Below are 19,230 nucleotides of genomic sequence, written 5' to 3' on the forward strand. Positions count from 1 at the left end.
TAGCGCAGGCGGGGCAACGATTGAGACTTTGCGTGAGTATGTGCAGAGCCAAGCCACCCCTGAATAGAACCGCTGCGCGGTTCCCGCTTATATCCCCGCCCGATTGAGCGAGGGTTTACGCGGATTTTGCTAAAAAGTCTATCTTTACTCACCTTTCATGCCCCTCCTTATTTATCTAGCAGAGCAAGACTCGAATCGCCATGCCAAATCCACCCAGCAACAGCCCAATCAACCAGTTTTTATTTCGTCAACGATCCCAGTGGCAAGATCAACCGTTAAATCTGCTGGCCGCTCCGGCTGGTCTGAACTGGCAGGATCTGGCAGCAGATTTTCAGCATTCAGGGCAAACCCTGCAATTATGGACAGCCGACTGGCGCGCCCATCAACAAGCTACCCGTGCTGGTATCCGCAGCTTTTTTAATGCCGAATCCGCACCGGAGCAACTGCCTGGTCGTACTTTGGTTTTCTGGCCAAAAGCCAAAGAAGAAGGCTACTGGTGGTTAAAACAACTGCAAACCCTGATCCCGGAAGAGCTGCTGCTGCTGGGTGAAACCCATGGTGGTATCAAGGCACTGGCAAAACAGTTACAACAGAGTGGCGTTGATATCGGCAAGATGGATTCAGCAAGGCGCTGCGCCCTTTATTCAGTGGATAACCTGCAACCGGCAATAGATCTGATTAATGAACACACCCTTATTCATCAATGGCAGGGGCCGGATCAACTGTCTCTAATCAGCCAGCCGGGTGTATTCAGTCATGGCCGGGTGGATGAAGGTTCTGCATTACTGCTGCAGGCTTTTGCCCAGTCGTCAGACTTGCTCAACAAGGGGCGGCTGCTGGATATCGGTTGTGGTTGTGGTCTGCTGGGTGCCTGGTTGCTGCAACACCACCCTGATTTGCAACTAACTGCCTGTGATGTCAGTGGATTTGCCCTGCAGGCAACCCGTGCCACCCTGTCGGCCAATCAATTGCCTGCCAATCCACAACAGCAGGCGCAGGTTTTTGCTGCGGATATTTTCACGGGTGTGGAATCCCACACACCCGCTGGAGGGTTTGATCTGATCATCAGCAACCCGCCTTTTCATACCGGCAAAGACACAGATTATGAACTGGCCAGTCGATTGATTCATCAGGCACCGGAGTTTTTAAAACCCGGTGGGCAGTTGTGGATTGTTGCCAATCGCTTTTTGCCCTATCCGGATTTACTGGAACAAGCCTTCGGAAGCTTTACAAGTGTGGCGGAAAACGGCAAATTCCGCGTTTATCTGGCAATCCGAGGCAAACAATGACTTCTTCCTCCATCCCGCGTGATGCACTATTTGCCAACCCGCTGGACAAGCTGGCCAGCTTTTCTTTTGATGAGCAGGTCGTCCGGGTTTTTCCCGACATGATCAAACGCTCGGTTCCCGGTTATTCACAAATCCTGGGCATGGCTGGTGTGATTGCTCGGCGTTATGTACCGGAAAACGGACGGGTCTATGATCTGGGTGCATCACTGGGTGCTGCCACCCTCAGCGTGGCACAACAGCTGAGTGATCTGCAGCAACTGGAACTGATTGCAGTGGATAATTCACCCGCCATGACTGAACGCTGTGCCAGCCTACTGGCTGAAACCCTGCCAGCACGCAAGGTCACCACCCTGTGCGCGGATATCCGCCAGCTGGATTACCAGCCCAGCGACCTGATTCTACTGAACTTCACTTTGCAGTTTCTGCCACCGGAAGACCGCCAGCCCTTGATTAACCGCCTGTTTCAGGCGCTGCGACCCGGTGGCGCCTTAATTCTGAGTGAAAAAATTCACTTTAATGATCCCCGTCAGGCACAGCTGCTGTATGAACTGCACCATGACTTTAAACGTGCCAATGGTTACTCCGATATGGAAATCAGCCAGAAACGCACCGCGCTGGAAGACGTGCTGCGCACCGACACGGCTGAACAGCAACTGCAGCGCCTGAATCAAGCCGGTTTCAGCTTTAATGCCCAGTGGTTCCAGTATCTGAACTTTGCATCCTTTCTGGCATTAAAAGGAGACCAGCCGTGAACTCACCTGATTTTTCCGAGTTGCTGCAATGTATGGCAACAGAAGGTCGTCAATCTCCCGGCCTGCATACCTGGATGGCACAACTGCCTGAACAACTCAAAAAAGCTCTGGATACCCAGCGTTACCCGGAGTTTGTTGGCTGGTGGAAACGCATCGAAAAATTACCTTTGATCAACCAGTCACAACACTGGCTGGATTGTGCAGAAGTGGGTGCAACCGAGGGTGTGCTGGAACAAGGCGAACCCTTGAGTGACAACCAGCAGCGTATGATCCGGGGACTGCTGCAAGACCTGATGCCTTGGCGCAAAGGGCCTTTTCAGTTGCATGGCACCCATATTGATACCGAGTGGCGCTCAGATTTTAAATGGAACCGGCTGGCACCTCACTTGAGTGATTTGCGTGATCGTAAAGTGTTGGACGTGGGGGGTGGTTCCGGTTATCACGCCTGGCGCATTGCCGGTGCCGGTGCCCGATTCATCCTGTGTATTGATCCCTCCCCCCGTTATTTTGCGCAGTTTGAGGCAGTACGCAAACTCATGGGTGCCACATCACTGGATGGCAAACCCCGACCGGCGGTTTTTCATCTGCCGCTAGGCATCGAAGATGTGCCCGCACAGATTGAAGCCTTTGACACGGTATTATCCATGGGGGTGCTTTACCATCGCCGTTCCCCCATTGATCATCTGCTGGAATTAAAAGACTGCCTGCGCCCCGGTGGTGAGTTGGTGCTGGAAACTCTAGTGGTGCCCGGTGATGTACACCAGTGCCTGATGCCGGAAGATCGTTATGCGGCCATGGGTAATGTCTGGTTTCTGCCTTCAGTTGCGCTGCTGGAACTCTGGCTCAGACGCAGTGGTTTCACCAATATCCGTTGTGTGGATCTCAATCAAACCAGTACCGATGAACAACGCGCAACACAATGGATGACCTTTATGTCCCTGGCTGACTTTCTTGATCCAGATAATCCCACACTCACCCGCGAGGGTTATCCAGCACCTTTACGCGCCATTATGCTGGCGGATAAACCCGGCTCGGTGGGGAACAACTGACACACCCAACCGTTTAGTCACTTAAGGTCTAAAAGATTATCTTTAAATAGCATAAGATTATAAAAACAAACCATTTCGCCCTGCTGCAACTTACTGGCTAAAATAGCTGATCTTTTTACTTGGCTATTAAGCTGCACGAGGGCAATCCATGAGCAAGTTTTACGCTGAACAAGTCACCGGGGTTCACCACTGGACAGATCACCTGTTCAGCTTCACCACCACCCGTGATGCCGGATTACGTTACAAAAATGGTCAGTTTGTGATGATCGGACTGGAAGTGGACGGTCGCCCGTTAATGCGTGCTTACAGCATTGCCAGCCCCAACTATGAAGACCAGCTGGAATTTTTCAGCATCAAGGTACAAGACGGCCCGCTGACCTCGCGTCTGCAGCACCTTAAAAAAGGTGATCAGCTGATGATCAGTAAAAAACCCACCGGCACCCTGGTGCTGGATGATTTAAAACCCGGTAAAAACCTTTATCTATTCAGCACTGGCACGGGTCTGGCTCCTTTCCTTAGCGTGATTCAGGATCCGGAAACCTACGAGCGGTTTGAAAAAGTGGTTGTGCTGCACGGTGTACGCTGGGAAAAAGATCTGGCTTATCGTGAGTTCATCACCCAGGAACTACCCAAACACGAATACCTAGGTGAACAAATCAAAAACCAGCTGGTGTATTACCCGGCAGTGACTCGCGAATCTTTTGTCCATCAAGGTCGCATCACCGATCTGGCAGCCAGTGGCCAACTGGCAAGTGATCTGGGATTACCGGAACTCAACCCTGAAACCGATCGCGCCATGATCTGTGGCAGCCCGCAGATGTTAAAAGACATCAGCAACATGCTGGATCAACGGGGTTTTAACATTTCTCCACGTCTGGGTGATCCGGGTGACTATGTGATTGAACGCGCTTTTGTTGATTGATCGGTAATTACTCATCAAAGGAATGCGTTATGCGCCAATAGAATAAAAGAATCACCTTTTATTCTTTGTCGCTGTTAAAACTCTGCGCTAGAGTCATCGCATTCTTGCTACATAACCTTAGAACAAGGCCGATCCATCATGCTCAACAAACAGTCTTTTGTTACTTTTGCCAGCGCTGGGCTGCTCAGCCTGCTGGCTGTATCCAGTGTTCAGGCCGCCACAACTGAACAACGCCAGATTCAGGTACTGGCAGGCTCGTGCGCCAACTGCCACGGTACCGATGGCCGCCTGGCCGGTGCCATTCCAGCCATTGCAGGGCGTCCTGCACGGGTATTGGAAGCACAACTCCTGTCCTTTAAACGGGGTGAACAGCCCCATGCCACAGTGATGGATCGACTGGCAAAAGGTTATACCGATGCCGAGCTGGCTGCTCTGGCTCAATACTTTGCCACCGTTGATAAAAAATAAGGATACGCACCATGAATGCTGATCAAAAAACTGCTCTGGTTTCCCGTCGCAGCCTACTGAAAGGTGCCGGTGCGGTATCCCTGCTGCCCTTACTGAGTGCCTGCGGCGCGACCGGAATTTCCAGCGGCACAGCCGGACGAGTGATCGTTGTGGGTGGTGGTTTTGGTGGTGCAACAGCAGCCAAATACATCAAGCGTGGCAACCCAGCTATTGATGTCACCCTGATTGAACCCAACAAAACCTTCTATACCTGCCCCTTTTCTAATCTGGTGCTAGCCGGTGAGCGGAATATGGATTCCATCGGTCACAACTACCAAGAGCTGCAAGAGGTTTATGGCGTCAAGGTGATTCATGCCTTGGCAGAAGACGTTGATCCAGTTGCCCATACCCTGCGCCTGTCCACTGGCAGCACCTTAAAATACGACCGTCTGGTGCTTTCACCGGGTATCGATTTCCGCTGGAACAGCATCGAAGGTTACGATCAACAGGCAGCAGAACTGGCGCCTCACGCCTGGAAAGCCGGCCCACAAACCCTGTTGCTGCGCAAACAGCTGGAGCAGATGGACGATGGTGGTGTGTACATCCTTTCCGCTCCCGCCAATCCTTTCCGCTGCCCGCCCGGACCTTATGAACGTGCCAGCATGATTGCCCACTACTTCAGCCAGCACAAACCCCGCTCCAAGGTGCTGATTCTGGATTCCAAGGACAACTTCTCCAAACAAGGGCTGTTCACTGCAGCCTGGAAAGAAGTTTATGGTGATCGTATTGAGTGGGTTGGCCTGTCCAATGATGGTCGGGTGACCCGTGTCGATGCCGCCAAACGTGAAGTCATCACTGAATTTGGTACAGTACACAAAGCATCCGTACTTAACGTAGTGCCGCCACAAAAAGCCGGTGTGATTGCCGAGCGTGCTGGTGTCACCAATGAAAGCGGCTGGGTGCCAGTGAATCCGCGCACCTTTGAATCCGAGCGGGTCAAGGATATCTACGTGGTCGGTGATGCCACCGTAGCTGCTCCCATGCCCAAATCCGGTTTTGCTGCCAATGCTCAGGGCAAGGTTGCTGCAGCTGCCATTGTTGCCTCACTGGAAGGCACAGATACTGTTGATCCCTACTGGGCTAACACCTGTTACAGCCTGGTCAACCCGGAGTATGGTATCTCTGTTGCCGGTGTGTATCGTCTGAATGATGAAAACCGCATCATTGAAACACCCGGATCAGGTGGTCTCAGTGCTGCCAAAGCACCCTCCTCCATCCGTCGTAATGAAGCCGAATACGCGGTTGGCTGGTACAATGCCATCAGTCAGGATACCTGGGGCACCAAACTGTAAATGATTGACCTGTATTACGATCTGCTGGATAACCCACAGCGCCTGGCGCTGTGGGGAACTGCACTGCTGGGATTGCTGCTTGGCGGCCTGATCCAGTGGAGTCGTTTCTGTTTATTGCGCGGTCTGGTCGAGCAGAAACAGCAGGGCAATAGCCTCAAGTTAAAAGCCTTTCTGCTGGCCATGGCCGTGGCACTGGCGGGCAGTCAACTGCTGGTCTATCTAGACTGGGTGAATCTTGGACAGTCTCTGTATGCCCAGTCAGCACCCTCCTTGCCGCTACTTTTACTGGGTGGCCTGATGTTCGGTTACGGCATGTCCCGTGCCAATGCCTGCGGTGCACGCAGCCTGGTATTACTAGCCAGTGGTAACCTGCGCTCTTTGTTAACCCTGTTTTGCCTGGCACTGGGTGCTGGCATTACCCTATCCGGTGTACTGGCTCCTGTGCGAGTTGAACTGGAAAACCTCACCCGTCTGAACCTTCCTTTTAGTGTTCTGCCACAAGTCTTCAGCCTGCCCCTGCTTGCACTGTTGCTGTTTGCCGCCTTCTACAAGGGGCAGCTACTGCAATCCCCAAAAAACCTGCTGGGCGGCCTGTTGATTGGCCTGTTGGTGCCTATCGGCTGGTGGTTAACAGGTGTAGTGGGTGCAGATGACTTTAATCCCATGCGCCTGGCTTCCCTGACGTTTATTGCTCCGATTGCTGAAAGCCAGCAATACCTGATGTTATCCACCGGTACTCGTGCCAGTTTTGGCGTGGTACTGGTTGCCGGTGTTTTACTGGGTGCCGCATCCCGCGCGGTGCTGAGTGGTGAGTTTCACTGGCAAAGTTTTGAATCCAGTAAACAACTGCAGAGCAGTATTATCGGTGGTTTGCTGATGGGTGTAGGTGGTGTACTGGCACTGGGTTGCTCGTTTGGGCAAGCGTTGACTGGATTTTCCACACTTGCTCTGGCAAGCTTCCCGGCTTTATTCGGTATTCTGGCCGGTGCAGGGCTGGGTATCCGACGCCATCAAAGCTGAACAACATCACCACAACCCGGACTCAATCATGATCAAGCGCGCTCTCCAACACCTGCTGCCCATTCATCTCATCTGTGGTCTGGTGTTATTGGCTGTTTCCAGCAATTTGCTGGCAGCCCAATGGCAAAGTTTTGCTCCAGTACAACAAGCTCTGCAAGGCCGTCAACCTGCCACCCAGGGATTAACTCTGGATTTACCACTGGTATCGGAGGATGGATCTGCAGTGCCGCTATCGGTTGTTTTTACTGCAAAACTGCCAGAAGGTGACTCATTAAAATCCCTGCGGATTTTTTCCACCGGCAACCCCAACCCTGAGATTATTGATTTTGTTTTTCATGACCCACGGGTTGTGGCCGATTTGTCCACGCGTGTCCGCCTGAATGAAAGCCAGACGGTGATTGCCCTGGCAACCAGTCATGCTGGACACACCTGGATTACTGAACGGGAAGTGAGAGTCACCGTGAGCGGCTGCCTGATGCGCAGTGATGAACAAGCGGATGGCGGAATGCAAAACCCGCGTATAGCCCTACCCAGACGCTTACAGGCCAATCAGAATGCCGAAATTCGCACCCTGATCAACCACCCGATGGAAACCGGACTGCGCCGTAACAGTGAAGGGATGCTGTTGCCTCAGAACCTGATCAAAAGTCTGCGACTGACACTGGATCAACAACCGGCGATGGAAACCCGCTTTTACACCGGCACCTCTGCCAATCCTTATGTACGTCTGAATCTGAAGTTAACACAAAGCAGTAAAGCGGCCTTTATCTGGCAGGATCAACAGGGTCAGAGTCTGATTGAACAGAGGGATCTGAACCTGTGATTTTGCTTACAGGAAACAATCAGTTGATCGTTTCTGCAGATGCCGCACCGCGTTTACTGGTCGCTTCGATATAATCAACCAGATAGTTACGCGCTTCGGTATCCATCGGCTGGAAGCGTGTGGCTATCCGGATTTTGTCAATACGGGAAGGGTGCAGTGGGTCGGCTTCCAATCGAATCACCTGGCAAGGCATCGTGGCTGTTTTTTCTGTACCAGGCAAAAGCAGCTTGATCTGAACGCTGTCAAAAACCGTCACCTGCCGCATTCCCTCGTGATCCGCCAGCACCTGAATGCCTGACAGTGAAACATCAATCAGGTCAGCCTCAATCAAATCACCACTGGCAAACTTCATAAACACCTTCTGCCCACGTGCAGCGCGAATTCGTTCGGCATTACGCCGCTCCATGCGTCCACGCGCAAGAAACACTTTTTCTACCAGCTTTTTAGCCGTAAAAGGTTTGACCACAAAAGAAGTAGCGCCCAGCTGAACAGCAGTGACCAATGAATCCCGATCGCCTTTGGAGGTAATCATAATAAATGGCAAGTGCGCAGTGGCTGGATTATCCCGTACTGCTGCCAGCAGCTCATCACCAGCCATCACCGGCATTTCCCAGTCACAGAAGATCCAGTCGATATCAGGACGTTGCTTGAGCAGGCGTAATGCCTCCTGTCCGTCAGCAGCTTCAATTACTTCCTTGCAGAACAAGCGATCGCGCAGCACATTAATGATTGCTGTACGCGCTGTTGCTGAGTCATCTACCACTAGAACCACATCTTTATCGAGCATCTTCTTAACCCACGCAGGAGAGCATAATATTCTGTTAAGTTTAAGAGCATCTGAAAGCCCGTGATAGTCCATCAGATCACAAACTCGGATCACAAACTCGGATCACAGGTGCAAACTTTGATATAGTAAGGCAGTTACACCTTAACCATGACATTATTTTCACCCTGGAAAACTCCGGGTTACATGGAGACCCCTGGATGACAACGCCTTTTGCTTTTCGTATTTATGAAACCCACCGCTTTCTTAAAGCGGTACTTTCCAGCAGACAAGGCATCGGATTTTTATTCAGCCACCTGTTAAATACCCTGCTTCTGGCACTGGTGGTACTGCTGATCATCTCTCTGATGTTATTCGGACTCTTTGAGGGCATGATTCTGCGTCGGCGCACTCTGGTACTCAGCTTGGGTATGTTAAGCACCCTGTTGATTGTTGTGCCCATGGCCACCATGCCTTTTTTCTCTTTTAAGGATGTCATCAACCGCTGCGTCATTTTTTTCAGTCGCAAAGGGTTTTTTACCCACCTGAGTGAGCATGTGTTTTATCGTTTAACACTGGGCGGACACATCAACCTGCACCTGGCAACAGCTCACCGGGTACTGGCAGAAAAACACCGACTGATGGCACACAAAACGGAATCGACCAACAATGTCAGCCGCCAGCTGGCATTTTCACTGGGTCGATCCATTAGGGATGCAGTTAAAATTTCCAGGGAGCTGGTGAAAAGCGGGCGTTTAAAGGCCGACCAGAAGATTGTTGGTGCCACCTACGGTTTTTTATTTGGTGCTGCCAGCAGCAAACTTAAGTTGCAGCGCCATCAACCCAGCCTGATCACCCGCAGCATCAGCGGTATTTTCTACCGCTTTGGTGCATTACACGCCGTGTTTATGTATTTCATCATCCATGACAAGCTGCCGCCATCCTTTGATCCGGTTTATTTTATGTCAACCGTAGGTGATGTGGTCGGCAGCAAGGTCATTCATTAATCCAGCTTGAACTCATCCACCAGCTTTTCCAGGTGATCGGCCAGCTTCACCAGATCCTCACTGACTCGTGAGGATTTACTGGCATCCGCGGAGGTCTGCTGAGCGATGGTGCCAATGTGTGATACCTGAGCACTGACCCGCGCGGCAACCTCCTGCTGCTCATCTGCTGCAGTTGACATCTGGGCATTCAGGCTGCTGATGTTGGTCACTGCATCAGCAATCTGAGTCAGAGAGTTACCCACTCGCTCCACATCTGCAACACTTCTCTGGGCACCTTGTCCGGCTGTGTCCATCATCCGCACAGCACCCTTGGCCTCTTCCTGCAGACGATCAATGGTACGGCGCACTTCCTGGGTCGCTTCATGAGTACGGTTTGCCAGTGAGCGAACCTCATCAGCGACCACGGCAAAACCTCGGCCACTTTCACCGGCACGAGCCGCCTCAATTGCGGCATTTAATGCCAATAAATTGGTTTGCTCAGCAATACCGGTAATAATTTCCAGCACCTTACTCACATCATCACTGTATTCATCCAGCGCCTTGATCACAGCAGATGCTTTTTCAAGATGCTCGGTCAGCTGATGGATGCCAGAGATACTCTCCTGCGTCAGGGTACGACTGGAGCTGGCTTCATTATCAGCCTGTGATGATGCCTGATAGGTTCTTTGAGCATGCTCGCGCACTTCATTGGCACTGACCTGCATCTGTTCCATTGAGCTGGCCATCTGTTCCGATTCAGCTAACTGAGAGTCCACTGCACGCACCGTTTCATCCGCCACAGTGGCAATGGTGTAGGCAGAGGATTTCAGGGTACGGGTAGTGGATGCCACTTGTCGCAGGCTGGCAGAAAAGCGCTCCAGCATGGTGTTAAACGCAGCCGACAGAGTGCCAATTTCATCACGGCTTCTGACTGTATGAACCCGGATGCTTAGATCCGACTGTTCCTCAACCTGCTGCATGGCTTTGCGCAGGTAGCGCAAGGGGCGCAGGATGATTCGGTACAACACCCAGGAGATCAATAGCACACCAGCTATAAACAACAGCAGTTGCACACCACCCAGTTGCAGCAGATTCAGGTTGATACGACGATCCAAGTCAGCCAGTGAATAACTCAGGCGAATCACACCCAGCAACTGACCCTCACTGCCTACGTGGCAGGCTGTACAGTTGGTGCCACGATAATTCGACTGGTTAATCACGGGACGAAGCACTGTCAGTACCCGGCCCTGACTGGTGTTCTGAATCACCTGAATCGCTTCACCCGACAAGGCACGTCGATCCAATTCGTCTCGTGGCTGGTCAATATCCGCCCCCGGACCAAAAAACTGCCGTACCGGCTCGGCTCGCAGAACCCGCGCTTCAGTAATACCAGGCTGACTTAACACCTTTTCACGATGCACTTCACGAAACTGTGCCAGAGTACCGGTCAGCATCATAATATTCAGAGTGTCCAGATAGCTGTCAGTCATATCTCTGACGTTCTGCTCCATGGCTTCTTCAACCATGGCTCGCTCACTGCGAATGGTGAAAAGCATTGAAACAACCATCACCACCAGCAACACACTCAAGAGCACCGCGTTTACTTTGGTCTGGATGGAGGTATCCGCAAACCACTTGTTCATTCAGTTTCTCCGCCTAGTGCCTAGCATAAACGCCAGACCACGACATAAAGGTTACATGATCTTTTATTTAGAAGAGCAAGTCCATGATACAGGTCGGTAAAACATATTAGAGCGACAGCTTTTCCGCCACAAAATCTGTATCTTTATCACCACGGCCAGAAAGATTGATCAGCACTGAAACATCTGATCCTAACCTGTGATTCAGCCACCTCCAATAGCCAGCGAGAACAATTTGTATCTGCTGGCTCAAGAAAAGCCTTACATCAGGAGCACTTAAATGCCTGCATCCACCTTTACACAAAATCACCAGCCTGAGCCATTAACTGCCAAACTGGAAACAAACTGGTCTTTCTGGCGAGTGAAAACACCGGCCTGCTGGTATCTTTATGCGGTGCAACCGGATCAAGCCTTGCACCTGGGGGCTTTTAATGATCCCGGCAGCCTGGCTGTTCAACAACTGCGTTTTCTTGAAACCCCTAAAGCCACGGTCTTACTGCCACTGGACAGTGAGCAAGTAAACCTATGGCTGGAACACCCACAGGAGCAGACTGCCCCTCGATTTACCGGACAGCTGGGCAGCGCCTGGAGTGGTTATGGCATCAAAGCGATTGATGCTGCACAGGTGGAGGTGATTTATGCCGCAGACCTGCGGCACGAATGGATGGGTGTTTTCAGCGAACCAGAAGCCTTTGCCGCCATTGAGCTGCATTATGACCGGCGGCGTAATCGTTGCCTGATCTGCTAAAACAGCTCAATCACTGTAAATAAGCCCGGCATCTTTATAAGCAGCCAGGCTGCCCGGCTCCAGATCATCAAAACGCGTAAATCGACCAGTGAACAGCAGATGCACACTGCCCACCGGGCCGTTACGTTGTTTGCCGATCACAATTTCCGCCAACCCTTTATTACCTTCTTTTTCCGGGTAATACACCTCATCCCGGTACACAAAAGCAATCACGTCTGCATCCTGCTCAATCGCACCGGATTCACGTAGATCCGACATAATCGGGCGTTTGTTGGTGCGCTGCTCCAGGCCTCGATTCAGCTGTGACAAGGCCACAACCGGGCAACGAAATTCTTTCGCCAGCGCTTTTAACGAACGGGAAATCTCGGAAATCTCAGCGGTGCGGTTTTCGCTGTTGCCGGGCACACGCATCAGCTGCAGGTAATCCACCATCACCAGTGCTACATCACCATTTTCCTTGGCAATACGTCGGGTGCGGGTACGTAGATCATTAGGTGACAGGCCGGGGGTATCATCAATATACAGCTTTTTGTCTTTTAACAAAGCCAGGGTGGAGCTGATGCGATCCCAGTCCTGATCCACCAACTGCCCGGTACGCACCTTGGTTTGATCCACCTGCCCCAAGGATGAAAACATACGCATCAACAGCTGTTCTGCTGGCATCTCCATGGAAAAAACCAGTACCGCTTTATCGGTTGCCATCAGGGCATTTTCCACCAGATTCATGGCAAAGGTGGTTTTACCCATGGAGGGACGACCGGCAATAATCACCAGATCTGAGGGCTGTAGACCCGACGTCATTTCATCCAGATCCTTGAAGCCAGTGGTCAGGCCGGTAATACCGGAAGCACTCAGATCCAGTGTCTCCAGCTTCTCCAGCAGCACTGCTGCAACATCATTAATATTACGAGGGCCACCAAATTTCGGGCGCTCCTCGGCAATGGTAAACACTTCCCGCTCGGCTTCGTTCAGCAGCTCATCGGAAGTTCGACCTTCCGGGTTGTAGGCGGAATCAGCAATACGCCGTGCTGCTTGAATCAGTTTGCGCCGCACGGAGCGTTCGCGCACGATCTGAGCATAGGCCAGAATGTTACTGGTGGAGGGCGTATTACGCGCCAGTTCGATCAGATAAGGATCACCACCCACCTTGTCCAATAACTCGTGGGAGCGCAATTCAGCAGACAGAATCACCGGATCAAAGGGTGAGCTGCGCTTTGCCAGTTCCAGCATGATACTGAAGATATACTGATGGCCTGGTCGGTAAAAATCAGCCTCCACCAGCATTTCGGCCACCGCATCCAGGGAGGCATTATCAATCATCAAGCCCCCCAGCACAGATTGCTCAGCCTCCAGAGAATAAGGCGGCAGTTTTACTGCTGCGGCTTCTTTGTCATCACTGAAACGTGCGTCATCCATCATCAAGCCTCAAGCTTTAAACCCAAAAAAAAGGCACAGGTTAAGCCCCTGTGCCTTGATCAGAACCGGGGCCGGTGATTCACCGGTTCGGCTCAGTGTACTGCAGAAAACTTATTCGGCAACAATCGCCACACGCAGTACAGCTTCAACTTCAGTGTGCAGGTGAACCTGAATCTCGAATTCACCAATGTGACGCAGCGGGCCGTTCGGCAGACGCACTTCACTTTTGTTCAGCTCAACGCCGGCAGCAGTGGTTGCTTCAGCCAGGTCACGACCACCAATAGAACCAAACAGCTTGCCTTCATCACCCGCTTTGGAAGCGATGGTGACACGCTCCAGTGCTTCCAGTTTCTCTTTACGAGCCTGGGCAGCAGCCAGACGCTCAGCAGAAGCCGCTTCCAGCTCAGCGCGACGCTGTTGGAAAGCTTCACGGTTCTCAGCTGTTGCAGGAACAGCTTTGCCTTGTGGAATCAGAAAGTTACGGCCATAACCGTTTTTTACGTTAACTTCCTGACCCAGTGCACCCAGTTTGCTGATTTTTTCGAGCAGAATAACTTGCATTTTTACATCCTCAAGACGTTAGGCCTCACCATCCCCATCCTGCGGAGGAGGGGGCGGAGGAGCCAGTCGGTGACGAAAGTTCATCAGACTGTCCGCCAGGGCGATCAGTACGAGCAGAACACTCATGTAGGGCTGGGCAAACAGCAACGAGACATACAACAGACCCAGCCAGAAGCTGTTGTATTTTTTAATACCAAATACCCCGTGAACCAGTGCAACACCAGCCACAAGATGAGGAACCAGCAGCACAGGAATCACCGGCATTAACCAGGACTGACCAGCAGCAACCAATACCAGAACCACAGGGAGCAACAATCCAGACCAGGCAGGTAATCTGATGGAATGAAATTCCCGCTGAAAACCACCGGGGTTGTACAGCAGACTTTGCCACCAGCGCGCCAGCAGCACACTGCCCAGCACCATCAATAACTGCAAGGAGGTAATGGCACCATTCAGCAGCAGATCAAGCATCACCACCAGTCGCTGCATATCTGCAGCACCCAGTTCGAATTGCTCAGTCATGCCCTGGTGTTCCATCAGTGCCGTAACCAGAGTATTCATCAACTCCGGTGGCAACCACTTCAGGGTCAGTGCTACAACAGCAGCCAGCAAAGCACCCACCAGCAATAACTGGCTCCAGGCCTTACCTTCACGCAGGAAATCGGCCAGCAAAGCTGAACCAACCAGCGCCAGCAGCACATCAGGGCTGTCCATTGCCAGCCAGTAATACAAACCGGGCAAGCAGGCAGCCAGCAGCACTTTTAAACCATGACTACGCCCTGCATACAGCCAGACCAGCGCCACTATGGCACCGCTGAACAGCGTCAGGAACGGAATCATGGAGGTTACCACGGCAGAACCTATGGCTCTACCGGGGCTTTTCATTACGAACTCTGCAATTGCACGCATAATATCAGGGTCAGACCTGCTGACCCTTCAACTTATTCGTGGCTGTCAGAGAAAGGCAGCAGCGCCAGGAAACGGGCACGCTTGATAGCAGTAGACAGCTGACGCTGATACTTGGCTTTGGTGCCAGTGATACGGCTGGGAACAATCTTGCCGGTTTCAGTGACATAGCCTTTCAGCAGATCCAGATCTTTATAATCGATCTGTTCGATGCCTTCAGCTGTAAAGCGGCAGAACTTACGGCGACGGAAAAAACGAGCCATGGTGATTCTCCTGATTTTAAAAGTTATTCGGCGTCTTCAGAATCGTTGTCAGACTGCTCATCGCGGTCATCTTCACGATCTTCACGATCATCGCGGTCATCACGACGACGATCTTCGCGGGACTCAGTGCTCTTCATGGGAGAAGGCTCAGTCACTGCTTCGTTCATACGAATAATCAGGTTACGGATCACGGCATCGTTGTAGCGGAAGATTTCTTCCAGCTCACTGACTACGTTTTCCGGGCACTCAATGTTCATCAGAACATAATGAGCCTTGGTGATTTTGTTGATCGGGTAAGCCAGGTGACGGCGACCCCAGTCTTCCATGCGGTGCACGGCGCCCTGGTTTTCAGTCACCAGAGTGGTGTAACGCTCGACCATTGCAGGAACCTGCTCGCTCTGGTCAGGGTGAACCATAAAAATAACTTCATAATGACGCATTGAATGCTCCTTACGGATTAACAGCCTTTTAATCGGTGATTCAAACCGATATAAAAAGCAAGGAGGAAACTGCAAATTCTAACAAGAGCGATCTTTTAACAAGAATCAGCCTGCCAGTGCCTGAGCCAATTTCCGACAACTACCCAAGCAAGCGCGGGATTTTACCCGCTTCACTGCTTGCAGTGCAAGTTTTAAAGCCGCTGGCGTACGGCCTCATACAGGGCAATACCACTGGCAACCGACACATTCAGACTGGATACTTCACCAGCCATTGGCAAACGCACCAGCTCATCACAGTGCTCACGGGTCAGACGACGCATTCCGCGACCCTCTGCACCCATCACCAGTGCCACCGAGCGGGTCAGATCCACCTGATAAATCAGTTGTTCAGCCTCACCTGCCGTGCCCAGCACCCACACCCCATAATCACGCAGACTGCGCAGGGTTCTGGACAGGTTAGTCACCTGGATCAGCGGCAACACCTCCGCGGCACCACAGGCCACCTTGCGTACAGTCGGACTCAGCCCCGCAGACTTATCACGCGGTACAATCACCGCAGCGGCTCCGGCTGCATCAGCAGAACGCAGGCAAGCACCCAGATTATGCGGATCAGTAACCCCATCCAGCACCAGTAGCAGCGGTGGCTTTTCTGCCTTTTCCAGCAACTGCTCCAGATCGGTTTCACTACCGGCCTGACGTGGATGCACCCAGGCAACCACACCTTGATGCACACCGTCTGTTTCCCGATCCAGAGTTTCACGGGGCTGGACTTCGATTTTGATATTTGCTGCCTGAGCCGCTTCCACCAACTCTTGCATACGGGCATCATCCCGCCCTTGCTGCACCCAGATGTAGGCAATATGCTTTGCCCGGTGGCGTATCAGGCTGGTTACGGCGTGAAAGCCAAATACACCGGCCAGACTATGGGTTGCTTCTATTTTTGGTTTGCGCGGTTTTTTATTCATGCTGCTTCTTTATTCAGCCTTGTTCTTGCGAGCCCGTTCTTTTTTGCCGGGGCGCTTTTTACGTTTTTTACTGCTCTTTTTCTTGCCATCATCTTTGGAAACAACCACCGCTTTAGCAGCCGCTTTTTTAGCGCCGGACTTTTTCTTCTTTTTCTTGCGCTTGGCCTCGGTCTCTGGCTGCACTTCTACCGTCATTACCGGCGGCTTAACTTTTTCGCTCTGTTCAGCCACCTGGCTGGCAGAAGGACGCGTTACACCACCGCGACGCGCAACGGGTGCCGAACGCTTGCGTGGAGCCCGCGTCGGTTTTGCCAGGCTCTCGGTTAAATCAAAGTCGATCTTGCGTTCATCCAGGTTAACGCGGGATACAATAATTTCCACACGATCACCCAAACGCCAGCTGCGACCGCTGCGCTCACCCTTCAAACGCTGCTTTTGTGGCTCAAAGTGATAATAATCACCCGGCAGAGAACTGATATGCACCAAGCCCTCCACAAAAAACTCATCCAGCTCGACAAACAGACCAAAACCCACTACCGAACTGACACGACCAGTGAACACTTCACCCAGATGGGCAGAAAGGAATTCACACTTTAGCCAATCAGTGACATCCCGCACGGCTTCATCCGCACGGCGCTCTGCCATAGAACAATGTTCACCCAGCTCCAGCATTTGCTGTGGGCTGTAGGGCAACCATTTTTCCAGCTTCTCGGTGGGGGTGGTGTCCACCCGCTGCACATGGGCTGTTTCACGACCACTGCGAACCAGGCCACGAATAGCACGATGCACCAGCAAATCAGGATAACGGCGAATCGGTGAAGTGAAGTGGGCATAAGCCGGATAAGCTAAACCAAAATGCCCTTCATTCACCGGAGTATAAACAGCCTGACGCATGGAGCGCAGCATCATGGTCTGAATCACCTCGGAATCTGGTCGACCACGGATTTTGCTGAACACTTCCTGATAATCCTGCGGCGTGGGTTTATCACCCCCTTCCAGCACAATACCCAGCTCACCTAAGAATGCTCGCAGACTTTCGAGGCGTTCCGCTTTTGGCCCTTCATGCACCCGGTACAAACCGGCCAGCTTATGTTTCTCCAGAAAACGTGCTGTTGCCACGTTGGCACTTAACATGCACTCTTCAATAATCTTGTGAGCATCGTTACGCACCACCGGCACAATTTTTTCGATCTTTTTATCCGCACCAAACACAATACGCGTTTCGCGGGTTTCAAAGTCAATGGCGCCGCGCTCATCACGGGCTGCACGTAACGCCTTGTACAAAGCATGTAACTGCTGCAGCGGGTTGATCAATGCTGGATAACGATCTTTCAATTCCTTCGCCATCTGTCCTTCTGGCTCATCCAGCAATGCACCCACCTGGGTATAAGTCAGACGCGCCTTGGAGTTCATCACCCCTTCAAAAAACTGGTAACGGGTTAAAGCACCCGTTTTGCTGATGTTCATCTCACAGACCATACACAAACGATCAATATGAGGATTTAACGAACACAGGCCATTGGACAAGGCCTCTGGCAGCATCGGAATCACCCGACCGGGGAAATACACCGAAGTGGCACGTTTTTGTGCCTCATGATCCAGCGGTGAATTCACCGTGACATAGTGGGAAACATCCGCAATCGCCACCCAAAGCTTCCAGCCGCCATTGTGGTTTTTTTCACAATACACCGCATCATCAAAATCCTTGGCATCTTCACCATCAATAGTGACCAGCGGCAGCTTGCGTAAATCCACTCGGTGCAGCTTATCCGCGTCAGCTACTTCACTGCTGAGTTTTTTAGCCTGCTGGGCAACCGGTGCAGGCCATTCAAATGGCAGGTTGTAACTGCGCAGTGCTACTTCGATCTCCATACCGGCAGCCATAAAATCACCCAGCACTTCAGTGATTTTACCCACCACCATACGGCGTGGGCCGGGATGCTCCAGAATTTCGACCTGAACAATTTCACCCTCGCGTGCGCCACCCATTTGATCCGGTGGAATCAGCACTTCATGGTGCAGAGAGGTGTTTTCCGGGATCACTACAGCAAAACCGCCTGGCTGAAACTTCAGACGACCAACCAGCTGGGTCACACCCCGCTCCAGAATCTCAACAATCACCCCTTCACGGCGGCCACGTTGATCGGTACCCATTTCGCGTACCAGCACCAGATCACCATCCCACACCTTGGCCAGCTGCTTGTTGTGCAGGTAAAGATCGCCACCGCCACCTTCTGGCACCAAAAAGCCAAAACCATCACGGTGCGCCTGTACCCGGCCCTTAATCAAATCCAGTTTATCAATCAAGGCATAAGCGCGGCGGCGGTTAACCAGCAACTGACCATCCCGCTCCATGGCAATTAATCTGCGACGCAGGGCTTCTATCGAGGTTTCATCCGACATGTCATAAGCACGGCACAACTGCTCATGGGTCATCGGGCGACCGGCATCTTCCAGGCATTCCAGAATGTATTCACGACTGGGAACCGGATGTTCGTATTTTCCTGCCTCACGATTGGCATAGGGGTCTTTATCAAGTGACCAGATGGCTGGCATAAATGTAAATCCTTCTAAATTGAGTGGTTGCAAAAACCTGCATTCAAGCAGTTTAACACGTTGCCACAAGGCTGCCCGAATAAGCGTTTGAAAAATTTTCAAGAAAACACTTGCCAGACAACCTGGAGTCTGTAGAATACGCCTCCGTTGGGATGCCCAGATGGCGGAATTGGTAGACGCGCTGGTTTCAGGTATCAGTGATCGAAAGGTCGTGGAAGTTCGAGTCTTCTTCTGGGCACCATCTCAACAAACAGCACTGCAGCACTTCTTGCCCAGGTGGCGGAATTGGTAGACGCGCTGGTTTCAGGTATCAGTGATCGAAAGGTCGTGGA

General features: G+C 52.0%; 19 protein-coding genes and 1 tRNA gene. 11 read left to right on the plus strand and 9 right to left on the minus strand.

The features are described 5' to 3' along the window. Nucleotides 1–200 precede the first annotated feature (200 nt). The 8 genes from IBX50_RS09385 to IBX50_RS09420 all read left to right on the plus strand — a co-directional run bounded on the left by IBX50_RS09385 (nucleotide 201) and on the right by IBX50_RS09420 (nucleotide 7,654). A complete protein-coding gene (locus tag IBX50_RS09385; RefSeq protein WP_292255308.1) occupies nucleotides 201–1,289 on the plus strand; it encodes a methyltransferase in 1,089 nt (362 codons plus the stop codon). Further along, complete coding sequence (gene cmoA / locus IBX50_RS09390) at nucleotides 1,286–2,041, plus strand: carboxy-S-adenosyl-L-methionine synthase CmoA (RefSeq protein WP_292255311.1); 756 nt, start codon at nucleotides 1,286–1,288, stop codon at nucleotides 2,039–2,041. Before IBX50_RS09385 ends, cmoA begins: the two co-directional genes overlap by 4 nt. Beyond that, on the plus strand, nucleotides 2,038–3,090 hold the full coding sequence (cmoB, locus tag IBX50_RS09395; RefSeq protein ID WP_292255314.1) for a tRNA 5-methoxyuridine(34)/uridine 5-oxyacetic acid(34) synthase CmoB: 1,053 nt from the start codon (nucleotides 2,038–2,040) through the stop codon (nucleotides 3,088–3,090). Before cmoA ends, cmoB begins: the two co-directional genes overlap by 4 nt. A 148-nt stretch (nucleotides 3,091–3,238) precedes the next feature. Next, nucleotides 3,239–4,012 carry a ferredoxin--NADP reductase gene (locus tag IBX50_RS09400; protein WP_292255318.1) on the plus strand — a complete coding sequence of 258 codons (774 nt, stop codon included), beginning with the start codon at nucleotides 3,239–3,241 and terminating at the stop codon, nucleotides 4,010–4,012. 138 nt (nucleotides 4,013–4,150) lie between these two features. Further along, the gene (locus tag IBX50_RS09405) at nucleotides 4,151–4,480 is read left to right on the plus strand and encodes a c-type cytochrome (protein ID WP_292255319.1); all 330 of its coding nucleotides are present in this window, start codon (nucleotides 4,151–4,153) and stop codon (nucleotides 4,478–4,480) included. An 11-nt stretch (nucleotides 4,481–4,491) separates the two neighbouring features. Next, nucleotides 4,492–5,811 (plus strand): FCSD flavin-binding domain-containing protein, encoded by a 1,320-nt coding sequence (locus IBX50_RS09410; RefSeq protein WP_292255321.1) that lies wholly within the window; start codon nucleotides 4,492–4,494, stop codon nucleotides 5,809–5,811. After that, nucleotides 5,812–6,831, plus strand: a complete 1,020-nt coding sequence (locus tag IBX50_RS09415; RefSeq protein ID WP_292255323.1) for a YeeE/YedE family protein — start codon at nucleotides 5,812–5,814, stop codon at nucleotides 6,829–6,831. It begins immediately after the preceding gene. Between the two features lie 28 nt (nucleotides 6,832–6,859). Further along, nucleotides 6,860–7,654 carry a thiosulfate oxidation carrier protein SoxY gene (locus tag IBX50_RS09420; protein ID WP_292255325.1) on the plus strand — a complete coding sequence of 265 codons (795 nt, stop codon included), beginning with the start codon at nucleotides 6,860–6,862 and terminating at the stop codon, nucleotides 7,652–7,654. A gap of 19 nt (nucleotides 7,655–7,673) precedes the next feature. On the opposite strand, the gene IBX50_RS09425 is transcribed toward IBX50_RS09420, so the two are convergent. Next, nucleotides 7,674–8,441, minus strand: a complete 768-nt coding sequence (locus IBX50_RS09425) for a response regulator (RefSeq protein ID WP_292255327.1) — start codon at nucleotides 8,439–8,441, stop codon at nucleotides 7,674–7,676. 197 nt (nucleotides 8,442–8,638) lie between these two features. Between IBX50_RS09425 and IBX50_RS09430 the strand changes: the two genes are divergently transcribed. Then, nucleotides 8,639–9,424, plus strand: a complete 786-nt coding sequence (locus IBX50_RS09430; protein WP_292255329.1) for a hypothetical protein — start codon at nucleotides 8,639–8,641, stop codon at nucleotides 9,422–9,424. Here the strand turns inward: IBX50_RS09430 and IBX50_RS09435 are convergent. After that, nucleotides 9,421–11,046: a methyl-accepting chemotaxis protein gene (locus tag IBX50_RS09435; RefSeq protein ID WP_292255332.1), complete on the minus strand. Its 1,626-nt coding sequence runs from the start codon at nucleotides 11,044–11,046 to the stop codon at nucleotides 9,421–9,423. The genes IBX50_RS09430 and IBX50_RS09435 overlap by 4 nt on opposite strands. A 277-nt stretch (nucleotides 11,047–11,323) precedes the next feature. Here IBX50_RS09435 and IBX50_RS09440 point away from each other — a divergent pair, with 277 nt between their 5' ends. Continuing rightward, nucleotides 11,324–11,791, plus strand: a complete 468-nt coding sequence (locus tag IBX50_RS09440; protein ID WP_292255334.1) for a hypothetical protein — start codon at nucleotides 11,324–11,326, stop codon at nucleotides 11,789–11,791. Between the two features lie 6 nt (nucleotides 11,792–11,797). Here IBX50_RS09440 and dnaB read toward each other — a convergent pair whose 3' ends face one another. The 7 genes from dnaB to rnr all read right to left on the minus strand — a co-directional run bounded on the left by dnaB (nucleotide 11,798) and on the right by rnr (nucleotide 18,898). Next, nucleotides 11,798–13,207 carry a replicative DNA helicase gene (dnaB, locus tag IBX50_RS09445; RefSeq protein ID WP_292255349.1) on the minus strand — a complete coding sequence of 470 codons (1,410 nt, stop codon included), beginning with the start codon at nucleotides 13,205–13,207 and terminating at the stop codon, nucleotides 11,798–11,800. Nucleotides 13,208–13,318: 111 nt separating this feature from the next. Further along, nucleotides 13,319–13,768, minus strand: coding sequence for a 50S ribosomal protein L9 (gene rplI / locus IBX50_RS09450; protein WP_292255336.1), 450 nt, complete (start codon nucleotides 13,766–13,768; stop codon nucleotides 13,319–13,321). 18 nt (nucleotides 13,769–13,786) lie between these two features. After that, complete coding sequence (locus IBX50_RS09455) at nucleotides 13,787–14,653, minus strand: hypothetical protein (protein WP_292255338.1); 867 nt, start codon at nucleotides 14,651–14,653, stop codon at nucleotides 13,787–13,789. Between the two features lie 56 nt (nucleotides 14,654–14,709). Continuing rightward, nucleotides 14,710–14,937 carry a 30S ribosomal protein S18 gene (gene rpsR / locus IBX50_RS09460; protein ID WP_292255340.1) on the minus strand — a complete coding sequence of 76 codons (228 nt, stop codon included), beginning with the start codon at nucleotides 14,935–14,937 and terminating at the stop codon, nucleotides 14,710–14,712. A 23-nt stretch (nucleotides 14,938–14,960) separates the two neighbouring features. Beyond that, complete coding sequence (gene rpsF, locus IBX50_RS09465) at nucleotides 14,961–15,377, minus strand: 30S ribosomal protein S6 (RefSeq protein ID WP_292255342.1); 417 nt, start codon at nucleotides 15,375–15,377, stop codon at nucleotides 14,961–14,963. 191 nt (nucleotides 15,378–15,568) lie between these two features. Continuing rightward, complete coding sequence (gene rlmB / locus IBX50_RS09470) at nucleotides 15,569–16,342, minus strand: 23S rRNA (guanosine(2251)-2'-O)-methyltransferase RlmB (protein WP_292255344.1); 774 nt, start codon at nucleotides 16,340–16,342, stop codon at nucleotides 15,569–15,571. Nucleotides 16,343–16,351: 9 nt separating this feature from the next. Then, a complete protein-coding gene (gene rnr, locus IBX50_RS09475; RefSeq protein WP_292255346.1) occupies nucleotides 16,352–18,898 on the minus strand; it encodes a ribonuclease R in 2,547 nt (848 codons plus the stop codon). Between the two features lie 154 nt (nucleotides 18,899–19,052). On the opposite strand from rnr, the gene IBX50_RS09480 reads away from it, so the two are divergent. Then, nucleotides 19,053–19,139: transfer RNA gene (locus IBX50_RS09480), tRNA-Leu, on the plus strand. Nucleotides 19,140–19,230 lie beyond the last annotated feature (91 nt).

The organism is Marinospirillum sp. (genome assembly GCF_014859565.1).